This is a genomic window from Pseudomonas sp. S3_E10 (assembly GCF_054667615.1).
Genome location: NZ_CP162743.1, coordinates 5,179,917 through 5,191,399 on the forward strand (window position 1 = coordinate 5,179,917; position 11,483 = coordinate 5,191,399).

Annotated in this window: 12 protein-coding genes; 8 read left to right on the forward strand and 4 right to left on the reverse strand. The window is 62.0% G+C overall.

Annotated features, from left to right (window positions below):
- Window positions 1-13: 13 nt before the first annotated feature.
- Window positions 14-862, reverse strand: a complete 849-nt coding sequence (locus tag AB4N98_RS23785) for an AraC family transcriptional regulator (RefSeq protein WP_017527266.1) — start codon at window positions 860-862, stop codon at window positions 14-16.
- Between the two features lie 111 nt (window positions 863-973).
- Here AB4N98_RS23785 and AB4N98_RS23790 point away from each other — a divergent pair, with 111 nt between their 5' ends.
- Together AB4N98_RS23790 and glsB are read left to right on the forward strand one after the other, a co-directional pair.
- A complete protein-coding gene (locus AB4N98_RS23790) occupies window positions 974-1,384 on the forward strand; it encodes a hypothetical protein (protein ID WP_065878705.1) in 411 nt (136 codons plus the stop codon).
- Window positions 1,385-1,522: 138 nt separating this feature from the next.
- The gene (gene glsB / locus AB4N98_RS23795) at window positions 1,523-2,431 is read left to right on the forward strand and encodes a glutaminase B (RefSeq protein ID WP_017527268.1); all 909 of its coding nucleotides are present in this window, start codon (window positions 1,523-1,525) and stop codon (window positions 2,429-2,431) included.
- A 48-nt stretch (window positions 2,432-2,479) separates the two neighbouring features.
- Here the strand turns inward: glsB and AB4N98_RS23800 are convergent, their stop codons facing one another.
- The 3 genes from AB4N98_RS23800 to AB4N98_RS23810 form a co-directional block, all read right to left on the reverse strand.
- Window positions 2,480-2,719 carry a DUF6124 family protein gene (locus AB4N98_RS23800; RefSeq protein ID WP_017527269.1) on the reverse strand — a complete coding sequence of 80 codons (240 nt, stop codon included), beginning with the start codon at window positions 2,717-2,719 and terminating at the stop codon, window positions 2,480-2,482.
- Between the two features lie 508 nt (window positions 2,720-3,227).
- A complete protein-coding gene (locus AB4N98_RS23805; protein ID WP_017527270.1) occupies window positions 3,228-4,472 on the reverse strand; it encodes a saccharopine dehydrogenase family protein in 1,245 nt (414 codons plus the stop codon).
- Between the two features lie 29 nt (window positions 4,473-4,501).
- Window positions 4,502-5,599 carry a carboxynorspermidine decarboxylase gene (locus AB4N98_RS23810; protein ID WP_017527271.1) on the reverse strand — a complete coding sequence of 366 codons (1,098 nt, stop codon included), beginning with the start codon at window positions 5,597-5,599 and terminating at the stop codon, window positions 4,502-4,504.
- A gap of 293 nt (window positions 5,600-5,892) precedes the next feature.
- Here AB4N98_RS23810 and AB4N98_RS23815 point away from each other — a divergent pair, with 293 nt between their 5' ends.
- The 6 genes from AB4N98_RS23815 to AB4N98_RS23840 are packed head-to-tail and all read left to right on the forward strand — an operon-like array spanning window position 5,893 to window position 11,382.
- Window positions 5,893-6,912: a LacI family DNA-binding transcriptional regulator gene (locus AB4N98_RS23815; protein ID WP_017527272.1), complete on the forward strand. Its 1,020-nt coding sequence runs from the start codon at window positions 5,893-5,895 to the stop codon at window positions 6,910-6,912.
- A complete protein-coding gene (locus tag AB4N98_RS23820) occupies window positions 6,896-7,900 on the forward strand; it encodes an ABC transporter substrate-binding protein (protein WP_017527273.1) in 1,005 nt (334 codons plus the stop codon). Before AB4N98_RS23815 ends, AB4N98_RS23820 begins: the two co-directional genes overlap by 17 nt.
- The gene (locus AB4N98_RS23825; protein WP_065878707.1) at window positions 7,901-8,719 is read left to right on the forward strand and encodes an ABC transporter permease; all 819 of its coding nucleotides are present in this window, start codon (window positions 7,901-7,903) and stop codon (window positions 8,717-8,719) included.
- Complete coding sequence (locus tag AB4N98_RS23830; protein ID WP_017527275.1) at window positions 8,716-9,510, forward strand: ABC transporter permease; 795 nt, start codon at window positions 8,716-8,718, stop codon at window positions 9,508-9,510. Before AB4N98_RS23825 ends, AB4N98_RS23830 begins: the two co-directional genes overlap by 4 nt.
- The gene (locus AB4N98_RS23835; protein ID WP_017527276.1) at window positions 9,507-10,538 is read left to right on the forward strand and encodes an ABC transporter ATP-binding protein; all 1,032 of its coding nucleotides are present in this window, start codon (window positions 9,507-9,509) and stop codon (window positions 10,536-10,538) included. Before AB4N98_RS23830 ends, AB4N98_RS23835 begins: the two co-directional genes overlap by 4 nt.
- A 10-nt stretch (window positions 10,539-10,548) precedes the next feature.
- Complete coding sequence (locus tag AB4N98_RS23840) at window positions 10,549-11,382, forward strand: phosphodiesterase (RefSeq protein ID WP_026067220.1); 834 nt, start codon at window positions 10,549-10,551, stop codon at window positions 11,380-11,382.
- Window positions 11,383-11,483 lie beyond the last annotated feature (101 nt).

Genomic DNA, 11,483 nt, shown 5'->3' on the forward strand with positions numbered 1-11,483 from the left:
CATTTCGATGAAGTCAGTGGGCGTCTTTCAGCGCAATGGTCTGGACGCTCGCGCTGAGCACCCCCGCACGTTCCGCCAGGTAGCGCGCCGGCGGCTGGCCCACCGCCTTGCGGAACATGGTGATGAAGCCGCTGGCGTTTTCATAACCCAGGTCCAGCGCCACCCGCTGCACACTCTCACCCTTGGCCAGCCGTTGCAGGGACAGGATCACATGCAGCTGCCGGCGCCAACGGCCGACACTCAGGCCCAGCTCCTCCAGCAACAGGCGTGTCATGCTGCGTTCGCTCATGCCGATGCGCACGGCCCACTGGCCCAGGGTGGCTTTGTCGGTGGGATCGGCCAGCAGGCTGTTTGCCAGGCGGCGCAAGCGTGCGTCCTGGGGCATGGGCAGGTGCAGGGCTTCGACCGGCGCGGCGGCCAGTTCATCCAGCAACGTATTGATCAGGCGACCTTGGGGGCCGGCCTCGTCATACAACTGCGGGAAGCTCACGGCCTTGCTGATCAATTCATGCAGCAGGCTCGATACCGCCAGGGTGCAGCAGCGCGGAGCGAGGGCCTGGGCGGCGCTGGGCTCGATCAGCAGGCAATACACGTGCGCTTCGCCTGAGCCGCGCGCCGAATGGGGCGTGCCGCCGGGAATCCACAGTGCGCACTGGGGCGGCACGATCCAGATTCCCGCTTCGATTTCACAGTGGATGACCCCACGCAGGGTATACATCAACTGGCCCTTGCGGTGGGTGTGCTGGGCATGTTCCCAGGAGTCCGACGTGCTGGTGGCGCCCACGGCCACCACGGCTCGGGGGAGCAGGTCGGCGTCCTTGGCCATCAGCGGGTCGAGCAGGTCGAGACGGCGGTGCTTCATGGTGGGGCTCGCAGGCTGGCCGGATTGCGAAACAGTCTGGCTATTCTGTGCAATGCCGTCCAGTGGTTGCGGCCTTAATATTGAGATCTACTCTCATTAAGGAGCTGTGCCATGCGACTAGACAGTACAACGTTCCCGGTGGTGAAAATCGTCTTCGATGCGCCGAGCCAAGACGGGCCGGAGGATGCCTTCCGACTCTTTGAAACCCTGCTGGCACGGCGGCAATCCTTCCTGCTGCTGCATGAAAAAGCCGTGGACGAAAGCAATCACGAACATTCCCATGAGCAGCGCAAGCAAGCCTCGATCTGGATGAAGAAACACCGCGAGGCGCTGCGCACGTTCGTCAAGGGCATGATCCAGGTGGAACCCAGCGCGGCCAAGCGCCTGGCGCTCAAACCGTTTGCGGTGATGGTCGGCAAGGCCTGGGGGTATCCGTTGCTGGTGGTGGAGTCCAAAGACCAGGCGTGGGCGCTGGCGCGGGATGTGCTGGATGAGCGGGTGTCGGATGTGGCGCATTTTTGAAGGCGCACACCACCATCGGCGGCCCTGCTGGCAAACGATCCGAGAATGCAGCTTAGATTGTGTGGGGCTTGCACGCCCATTGAAGTATCCTGCGCGCCCCGCTTTCCACTGACTCAAAGACAGATGACAGGACAAGACATGCAGGCGCTGCTGGAGTCGATCCTCGACGAAGTGCGCCCACTGATCGGCCTCGGTAAAGTCGCCGACTACATTCCCGCACTGGCCGACGTGCCCGCCAACCAACTCGGCATCGCCGTGTACGGCAACGACGGCTCGGCCTTCCGCGCCGGTGATGCCGATACGCTGTTCTCGGTGCAGAGCATTTCCAAGGTGTTCAGCCTGGTGCAGGCCATCGACCATGGCGGCGAAACCATTTGGGAGCGCCTGGGGCATGAACCGTCGGGGCAACCGTTCAACTCCCTGGTGCAGCTGGAATTCGAACGCGGCCGCCCGCGCAACCCGTTCATCAACGCCGGTGCGCTGGTGATCTGCGACATCAATCAATCGCGCTTCGCCGTGCCGATTCTGTCGATGCGCGACTTTGTAAGGCGCCTGTCCGGCAACCCGCAGATCCTGGTCAATAGCGTGGTCGCCGACTCCGAAGCCCAACATGGCGCGCGCAACGCGGCCATGGCGTATTTGATGAAGTCCTTCGGTAACTTCCACAACGACGTCGACGCGGTGCTGCACAGCTACTTCAACTACTGCGCGCTGCAGATGAGCTGCCTGGACCTGGCCAAGGCGTTCAGCTTCCTCGCCAACGAAGGCACCAGCGCCCACAGCGGAGAACAGATCTTGACCGCGCGCCAGACCAAGCAAGTCAACTCGATCATGGCCACCAGCGGGCTGTACGACGAGGCGGGCAATTTTGCCTATCGCGTAGGGTTGCCGGGCAAGAGCGGCGTGGGCGGCGGGATTGTCGCGGTGGTGCCGGGGCAATTCACCGTGTGCGTGTGGTCGCCGGAGCTGAACGCGGCGGGGAACTCGCTGGCGGGGATCAGGGCGTTGGAATTGTTGAGTGAGCGGATTGGGTGGTCGGTGTTTTGAGTGGGTTGAGATCGTTCCCACGCAGAGCGTGGGAACGATCATCGGGTGTCATGCGGCTGGATGGGCGTCATCCAGTGCTTTGTCCACCAGCAGTTGCACACCTTCCAGCATACGGCAGATGCCCAGCGCCACATTGCGTTGTGCACCCTCGATTTCAAAGGCCAGGTGGGTGGCGATGTCGGTGATGGAGGATAGATCCTGGGATGCGTTGACCAGCAGGGTTTCGGTGCCCAAGTTAGGGCGTACGGTGAAGAGTTTATCTGGGGGATTTGGGGTGTCTTTAATCATGGTGGAACTCCGTCGACAAGTGGAGCCGCCAGCGTTCGCGGTCAAACGAAGAGGGTGGCAGCTGTACGCGGGTTGACCGACCGGTTGTCAACGAACCCGGCATACCCGAAGGTATCCCGCGCACAACTGCCGCGACACGATACCTCAGGCACAAAAAAAACGCCTGGGATAGGTGCAGGGCGTAGCAGTTCGTTAACAAGGCCGGACGGTCAAATCCGGTCGCTGAATTGGCAGCGACGGGGGAAGAGGTTAGTCAGCGAAGTTCCGGGCGGCAACCTGAAACAGTCGTGGGAAAACTCTGAGAGTTCGGGGCGAAGTGCTATCCCTGTGGGAGGGGGCTTGCTCCCGATAGCTGTGGATCAGTGACAAATGTATTGACTGACACACTGCTATCGGGAGCAAGCCCCCTCCCACATTTGGATTTTCATTGTTCTTTGGGATTTATGTGAGCCCAAACAAAAAATGCGCCCCTTCGGGCGCATTCTTTTGTTCGGTCAGCTATCGCCTATCAGGCAATCGCATCCCAGGCCCGATCACCTTTCTCGTCCTTGATGCGAGTCGGCAAGCCCATCACGTCCAGCGCCTTCAGGAACGGCTCAGCCGGCAGTTCCTCGACGTTGGCCATGTGTTTCACATCCCACTCTCCACGGGCAACCAGCAGCGCTGCGGCCACCGGTGGAACGCCGGCGGTGTAGGAGATGCCCTGGCTGTCGGTCTCGGCAAAGGCTTCTTCATGGCAGGCCACGTTGTAGATAAACAACTCACGTGGCTGGCCATCCTTGGTGCCTTTGACCAGGTCGCCGATGCAGGTTTTGCCGGTGTAGCCAGGGGCGAGCGACGACGGGTCGGGCAGCACGGCCTTGACCACTTTCAGCGGCACCACTTCCAGGCCTTCGGCGGTCTTGACCGGCTTTTCGGAGAGCAGGCCGAGGTTTTTCAGTACGGTGAACACGTTGATGTAGTGTTCGCCGAAGCTCATCCAGAAGCGCACGTTCGGCACGTCGAGGTTTTTCGACAGCGAGTGCACTTCGTCATGGCCGGTGAGGTAGAGGTTCTGCGGACCGACGACCGGCAGGTCGTCGGTGCGTTTGACTTCGAACATGGTGTTGCTGGTCCACTGGCTGTTCTGCCAGCTCCACACCTGCCCGGTGAATTCGCGGAAGTTGATTTCCGGATCGAAATTGGTGGCGAAGTATTTGCCATGGGAGCCGGCATTGACGTCGAGAATGTCGATCGAATCAATGCGGTCGAAATGCTGTTGCTGCGCCAGCGCGGCATACGCGTTGACGACACCCGGGTCGAAGCCCACGCCGAGGATGGCGGTGATGTTCTTCTGTTTGCATTCTTCCAGGTGGTTCCATTCGTAGTTGCCGTACCACGGCGGGGTCTCGCAGACCTTGCCTGGCTCTTCGTGGATGGCGGTGTCGAGGTACGCAACGCCGGTGTCGATGCAGGCACGCAGGACCGACATGTTCAGGAACGCGGAACCTACGTTGATGACGATCTGCGATTCGGTCTCGCGGATCAGAGCCTTGGTCGCTTCCACGTCCAGGGCGTTCAGCGCGAAGGCTTGGATATCGGCGGGCACCTTGAGGCTACCCTTGGCCTTGACGCTGTCGATGATGGCCTGGCATTTGGAGATGTTGCGCGACGCGATAGCAATACGACCGAGTTCGTCGTTGTGCTGCGCGCACTTGTGGGCCACCACCTTGGCGACACCTCCTGCACCAATGATAAGAACGTTCTTTTTCAATTGCTTTTACTCTCCTAATATCCGCCAGCTTACGAAAGGCTGGACAGGTAGTCGTCGTAACCAAATTCACGAACCACTTCGACTGTACCGTCGAGTTGTTTCACTACGATGGACGGCATTTTCAGGCCGTTGAACCAGTTTTTCTTGACCATGGTATAGCCCGCGGTGTCGATGAACGACAGCCGATCGCCGATGGCCAGCGGACGATCAAATTGATATTCGCCGAAGATGTCCCCGGCCAGGCACGATTTGCCGCACACCATGACGGTGTGTTCACCCGCGCTGGGTGCCAGCTTGGCGTTGAGGCGGTAGATCAGCAGGTCCAACAGGTGGGCCTCGATGGAGCTGTCGACCACGGCGAGGTTTTTGCCGTTGTAGAGCGTGTCGAGCACGGTGACTTCCAGCGAGGCGCTGTTGGTGATCGCCGCTTCGCCGGGTTCCAGGTAGACCTGCACGCCGTACTTTTCGGAGAACGCCTTCAAGCGCGCGCAGAACGCGTCCAGCGCGTAGCCTTCGCCGGTGAAGTGGATGCCGCCGCCGAGGCTGACCCACTTGACCTTGTGCAGCAGTTCACCGAAGCGTTCCTCGATGGTGCCGAGCATCTTGTCGAACAGGCTGAAATCGCCGTTCTCGCAGTTGTTATGGAACATGAAGCCGGAGATCTGTTCGATCACGCCTTCGATCTTCACCGGGTCCCATTCGCCCAGGCGGCTGAATGGGCGCGCCGGGTCGGCCAGCAGGTAATCGGAACTGCTCACCTGCGGGTTCACACGCAGGCCACGGGTCTTGCCTTCGCTGCGTTCGGCGAAACGCTGCAACTGGCTGATCGAGTTGAAGATGATCTTGTCGCAGTTCTCCAGCATCTCTTCGATTTCATCGTCGGCCCAGGCCACGCTGTAGGCGTGGGCCTCGCCTTCGAATTTCTGGCGACCGAGCTTGAGCTCATACAGCGACGACGACGTGGTGCCGTCCATGTATTGCTGCATCAGGTCGAACACCGACCAGGTGGCAAAGCACTTGAGCGCCAGCAGAGCCTTGGCGCCGGACTGTTCGCGCACGTAAGCAATCTTCTGCATGTTGACCAGAAGCTTCTGTTTATCGATGAGGTAGTACGGCGTTTTGATCATTTTTGAGAGCCTGCGGCGGTGCCTGCCAAAAAAGGACACGCATTGTGCCCGCACTTGGTCAGGATCGAAAGGTTAGCCGGCGGATTTTGCGCACCCGGTCTCCCAGCATAGTCCTCGAGTATGACTATCCATGGATGTACACCGGTCCAGTGTGGGAGGGAGCAAGCCCCCTCCCACAATTGATTCTCTGTGCATCAGTTACATTGACATCAAACCGTCATCTCTCTACCACCGTCCTGCCATATTGCCCCGTTACTGTCCTGGCCAATGAGATCGATCTCAAGCGAGTGACAATGACTGACCTGAAAGACGTTGCACGCCTGGCTGGGGTATCCCGCGCCACCGCCGCGCGTACCTTTGCCTCCCCTGAGCAGGTGCGCATGAGCACCCGTGAACAGGTGTTTGCCGCCGCCCGTGAGCTGGGTTTTCGTCCCAACCTGCTGGGCCGCCAGCTGCGCCTGCAAACCACCAACCTGATCGGCGTGGTCGTCCCAAACCTGCTCAACCCAGTGTTCGCCGAACAGTTCCAGGCCATGGAGCGCGCGGCGCGGTTGCGCGGCTACAGCCTGGTGTTGGCGACCACCGACTACAGCGCCGAGCGCGAGTGCAGCGTGGTCGAAGAACTGCTACGCCAGCGCGTCGACGGCCTGGTGCTGACCGTCACCGATGCCGAGAGCAACAGCGTGCTCAGCAGCCTCAATACCGAGAAAACCCCGTTCGTGCTGGCCTATCACCAACCGAGCAACCCCAACTACAGCGCCGTGTCGGTGGACAACCGCGCCGGCATGGCCATGGCCACGCGGTATCTGCTGGAAGCAGGGCACCGGCGCGTCAGCATGGTCGCCGGCCCCGCGTTGCAGTCCGACCGTGCGCGCCTGCGTTACGCCGGGTATTGCGACGCCATGCAAGCGTTCGGCCTCAAGAGCCGCCCGGTGATCGAAATGCCGGCCCACACTCAGGCTGAATTCGTCGCCATCCAGCCGTACCTCGAAGGCCCCGAGGCGCCCACCGCGCTGCTGTGCTCCAACGATTTCCTGGCCATCAGCCTGATCGCCGAGTTGCGTCGCAACGCCTGGCACGTGCCCCAGCAACTGTCGGTGATGGGCTTTGACGGCATATCCCTCGGCACCCAGACGCACCCGACCCTGTGCAGCGTGGTGCAGCCCATCGCGCTGCTCGCCAGCACAGTGATTGACCAATTGCTGGCGCAGATCGCCGGCAACGCCCCGATTTCCCATTGTCTGCCTTGCCATATCCGGCCGGGCGAAAGCAGCCAACCCCATGAGGAGTCCCTTGATGCGCGCATTCCGTAAAACCCTGGCCGCCGTGCTGCTGTGTGGCATGGCCAGCCTGGCCCAGGCCGCCGACACCGCGATTTGCTACAACTGCCCGCCGGACTGGGCCGACTGGGGCACCCAACTCAAGGCCATTGCCGCCGATACCGGCGTGCAAGTGCCGCTGGACAACAAGAACTCCGGCCAGTCCCTGGCGCAACTGGTGGCGGAAAAAGCCGCGCCGGTGGCCGACGTGGTGTACTACGGCGTGACCTTCGGCCTGCAGGCGCAAAAAGCCGGCGTGGTCGATGGCTACACACCCAAAGGCTGGGAGCAGATCCCCTCCGGTTTGAAAGACCCGGCGGGGCAGTGGTTTGCGATCCACTCCGGCACCTTGGGCATCATGGTCAACGTCGATGCCCTGGGCGGCTTGCCCGTACCGCAAAGCTGGGCTGACCTGCTCAAGCCCGAATACAAAGGCATGGTCGGTTACCTCGACCCGTCCAGCGCGTTCGTCGGCTACGTGTCGGCGGTGGCGATCAACCGCGCCCTGGGCGGCGACCTGGACAACTTCACCCCGGCCATCGACTACTTCCAGAAACTGGCGCAAAACGCCCCCATCGTGCCCAAGCAAACCGCCTATGCGCGGGTGCTGTCCGGTGAGTTGCCGATTCTGGTGGACTACGACTTCAACGCCTACCGCGCACGCTACAAAGACAACGCTCACGTCGACTTCGTGATCCCCAGGGAAGGCAGCATCAGCGTGCCGTATGTCATGAGCCTGGTTGCCAACGCGCCGCACCGCGCCAATGGCGAGAAGGTACTGGACTTTGTGTTGTCCGACGCCGGCCAGGCATTGTGGGCCAAGGCGTACCTGCGACCGGTACGCCCGGTGCCGATACCAGCCGAAGTCGCCGCGCAATTCCTGCCGGACAGCGACTACGCCCGCGCCGGCGTGGTGGACTACCAGAAAATGGCCGCCGTGCAGGAAGCCTTCGCCGCCCGTTACCTGAACGAGGTCAAGTAAGTGGCCACATCCGCACGACACGCCGCCTGGGCCCTGGCCCCGGCGTTTGCGGTGCTGTTGGCGTTCTGGCTGTTGCCGCTTGCGCACTTGATCGTGCTGGGCAGCGAAAGCCGTGACAGCAATGGCAGCGGCTATTGGCAAGTGCTCAGCAGCGCACAGTACGTGGGCAGCCTGGTGCAAACCTGCGTGCTGGCGATGGTCGTCACGGGCGCGGCCTTGCTGGTGGGCGGTATCAGTGGGGTGTTCCTCGCGCGGCAGCGGTTTTTCGGGCGTTCGGCGCTGGTGGCGTTGCTCACGTTTCCGCTGGCGTTTCCCGGCGTGGTGGTGGGCTTTCTGGTGATTCTGTTGGCGGGGCGCCAGGGCCTGCTGGCGTCTCTGGGCCTGCACCTGGCCGGTGAGCGGTGGATCTTCGCCTACTCGTTGGCCGGGTTGTTCGTGGGTTATCTGTACTTCTCGATCCCACGGGTGATTCTCACGGTAATGGCCGCCTGCGAAAGCCTTGACCGCAGCCTGGAAGAAGCCGCGCATTCGTTGGGCGCCGGGCACTGGCGCGTGGTGTGCGACGTGATCGTACCCGGCCTGGCGCCGGCGCTGGCGTCGTGCGGGGCGATCTGTTTTGCCACGTCGATGGGCGCCTTCGGCACGGCCTTTACCTTGGGCACGCGGCTGAACGTCACTCCCGTGGCGATCTACAACGTATTCACCAATTACGCCAACTTTGCCGTCGCCGCTGCGTTGTCGGTGGTACTGGGCGCGGTGACCTGGGCGGTGTTGCTGCTCACGCGGCGCCTGGTGAAAAACGCGGGGACGGTCCTGTGAAGCGCTCATCACTGTTTGTTGTGCAACTGCTGTTTACCTTGCTGGTGTGCGCTTTCATGTTGGTGCCGGTGTTGATGTCGTTGCTGGCGGGGCTTACACGCAACTTCTTTGTCGGCCTGTCCAGTGGCCTCACGTTCGATTGGCTGGTGCAGGTATGGCAGGCCTATTCGCCAACCGTGTGGCTGTCGCTGCAACTGGCCGTGGCCTGCGCAGTGTGCGTGTGTGTGGTCGGCGTACCGGCGGCTTACGCCCTGGTGCGCATGAACAACCGCTTCAGCCGCGCCTTCGAGGAACTGATGGTGCTGCCGGTGGCGATGCCGGGCCTGGCCAGTGCGCTGGCCTTGCTGCTCACCTACGGCCAGTTCGGCGCGTTTCGCAGCAGTTGGCTGTTCATCCTGGTCGGTCATGTGCTGTTCACCCTGCCATTTTTGGTACGCCCGGTAATGGCGGTGATGCAGCGCCAGCAACTGCCGGTGCTGGAAGAGGCGGCGGCCAGCCTTGGCGCCGGCCCTATCAAGCGCTTTTTCAGCGTGGTGGTGCCCAACTGCCGGGCGGGGATTCTGGCGGGGGTGCTGATGGTGGTCACCCTGTCCCTGGGTGAATTCAACCTGACCTGGATGTTGCACACACCGATGACCAAAACCCTGCCGGTCGGCCTGGCCGACAGCTATGCCTCGGCACGCCTGGAAATCGCCAGTGCCTACACCCTGATCTTTTTGCTGATGATCGTGCCGCTGCTGATTGCATTGCAGGCCATCAGTGCCCGTTTATCCCGTGGAGAGCGTCGATGACCGCTATCACTATTCGCCTGCAGGGCTGTCGCAAGGCATTCGCCGACGGCACCGTGGCCGTGCATGCCATGAATTTGACCGTCGAAGGCGGCGAAACCCTGGCGATTCTCGGCCCGTCCGGCTGTGGCAAAACCACCACCTTGCGCCTGATCGCCGGTCTGGAGCGCCCGGACGTTGGCCAGGTGCTGTTCGGTGACCGGGATGTGACGCGCCTGCCCATCGAGCGTCGCGACGTGGGCATGGTGTTCCAGAACTACGCGTTGTTTCCCAACCTGGATGTGGCGGGGAATATCGTTTATGGCTTGAAGGTTCGCGGTATGTCGCCGCTGGAGCGCAACAAGCGCTGCGACGAGTTGCTGGAACTGGTGGGGCTGCAGGACCACGGCGCGCGCAGCATCCACGAGTTGTCCGGCGGCCAGCGCCAACGCGTGGCACTCGCCCGCGCCCTGGCGCCGCGCCCCAAAGTGCTGTTGCTGGATGAACCGCTGGCCGCCCTCGATGCGCAACTGCGTGAGCGCCTGCGCAGTGAGCTGAATGAACTGCTGCGCGGCCTCGGCATCACGTCGGTATTTGTCACCCATGACCAGGGCGAAGCCATGGCCCTCGGTGATCGCATCCTGGTGATGGAGCACGGCCGCATCGCGCAACTGGCCAGCCCACGGGAGATCTACCAGCAACCGGCGAATGCCTTCGTCGCCGGTTTCGTCGGCAACCTGAACGCCTTTGAAGTCATCGAACCCTCCGTTCACGGTTTGAAAGTCTGCGGCGGCGAGTTGCCGTGGCACAAGGCTCATGTGCCCAGTACCGTGTACTGCCGCCCCGAACACCTGCGGGTGATGGAACACGAAGGGCATCTGCACGGGCATCTGCTCGCGCAGTTTTTCCAGGGCGCGCACAGCCGTTTGCTGGTCGACGTCGGCGGCCCACAACCGCTGCTGGTCGACAGCAGCGACAACCACCTGTACAGCGTCGGCGCGCCGATGGCCCTGGCAATTGCGCCGCATACATTGTTCACCCTCAATGCGTGAGAATTTGCCTGTGAATCGTCCGTTTCTAGTCGCCCACATCAGTGACCTGCACCTTAAAGCCGGCCAGCGCCTCACCTATGGGGTTGTGGATACCCTGGGCGCCCTGCGCCGCGCCATCGACCATCTGAACGCCAGCCGGCCGCGGCCGGATATCGTGGTGGTCAGCGGCGACCTGGTGGACTTCGGCCGCGCCGATGAATACGCCGTACTGCACCCGCAACTCGCGCGCCTGCACATGCCGTGCTACCTGGTGCCGGGCAACCATGACAGCCGTGGGCCGCTGTTGGATGCATTCAGTGACCACGCCTATTTGCCGCGTTCGGCCGACGGCCCGTTGGATTGGGTGGTGGACGCGCACCCGCTGCGGCTGATCGGTTTGGATTCCACCATTCCCGGCGGCCATGGTGGCCAGTTACTCGACAGCCAAGTGCAGTGGCTCGACGCACAGTTGGCGTTGCGCCCTGATGTGCCGACCTTGCTGATCCTGCACCATCCGCCCTTTATCAGCGGCATCGGCCATATGGACCGCGAACCCTTTATCAATGCCACCGCCCTGGAAGCCGTCGTCGCCCGGCACCCCCAAGTAGAACGCCTGTTATGCGGGCACCTGCACCGACCGATGCAGCGACGCTTCGGTGGCAGCCTCAGCTGTGTGTGCCCCGGCACGTCCCATCAGATCGTGCTGGATTTGCAGGCAGCGGCACCCGCGCATTTCAACCTGGAACCGGCGGGGTATCTGTTGCATCGCTGGGACGCGCAACAGGGGCTGATCAGCCACAACGGCGTGTTCGGGGACTACCCGGGCCCGTATCCGTTTTATGACGCGCATGGCTTGATTGACTGAGGCTTTACACAGGTTTCAGTCAGTGAGTAAGTGATTTTGAGCTGCTGCGCGATCCAGTGGGAGCACGCTTTCCGGCCAAACAGGCTTGTCTGCGTACATGA

What these genes read in the sequence shown, in the direction of transcription:
- AB4N98_RS23785 (WP_017527266.1), bottom strand. Translation starts at nt 862, where the DNA reads ATGAAGCACCGCCGTCTCGACCTGCTCGACCCGCTGATGGCCAAGGAC.
- glsB (WP_017527268.1), top strand. Translation starts at nt 1,523, where the DNA reads ATGCAGGCGCTGCTGGAGTCGATCCTCGACGAAGTGCGCCCACTGATC.
- AB4N98_RS23800 (WP_017527269.1), bottom strand. Translation starts at nt 2,719, where the DNA reads ATGATTAAAGACACCCCAAATCCCCCAGATAAACTCTTCACCGTACGC.
- AB4N98_RS23790 (WP_065878705.1), top strand. Translation starts at nt 974, where the DNA reads ATGCGACTAGACAGTACAACGTTCCCGGTGGTGAAAATCGTCTTCGAT.
- AB4N98_RS23810 (WP_017527271.1), bottom strand. Translation starts at nt 5,599, where the DNA reads ATGATCAAAACGCCGTACTACCTCATCGATAAACAGAAGCTTCTGGTC.
- AB4N98_RS23835 (WP_017527276.1), top strand. Translation starts at nt 9,507, where the DNA reads ATGACCGCTATCACTATTCGCCTGCAGGGCTGTCGCAAGGCATTCGCC.
- AB4N98_RS23815 (WP_017527272.1), top strand. Translation starts at nt 5,893, where the DNA reads ATGACTGACCTGAAAGACGTTGCACGCCTGGCTGGGGTATCCCGCGCC.
- AB4N98_RS23820 (WP_017527273.1), top strand. Translation starts at nt 6,896, where the DNA reads ATGCGCGCATTCCGTAAAACCCTGGCCGCCGTGCTGCTGTGTGGCATG.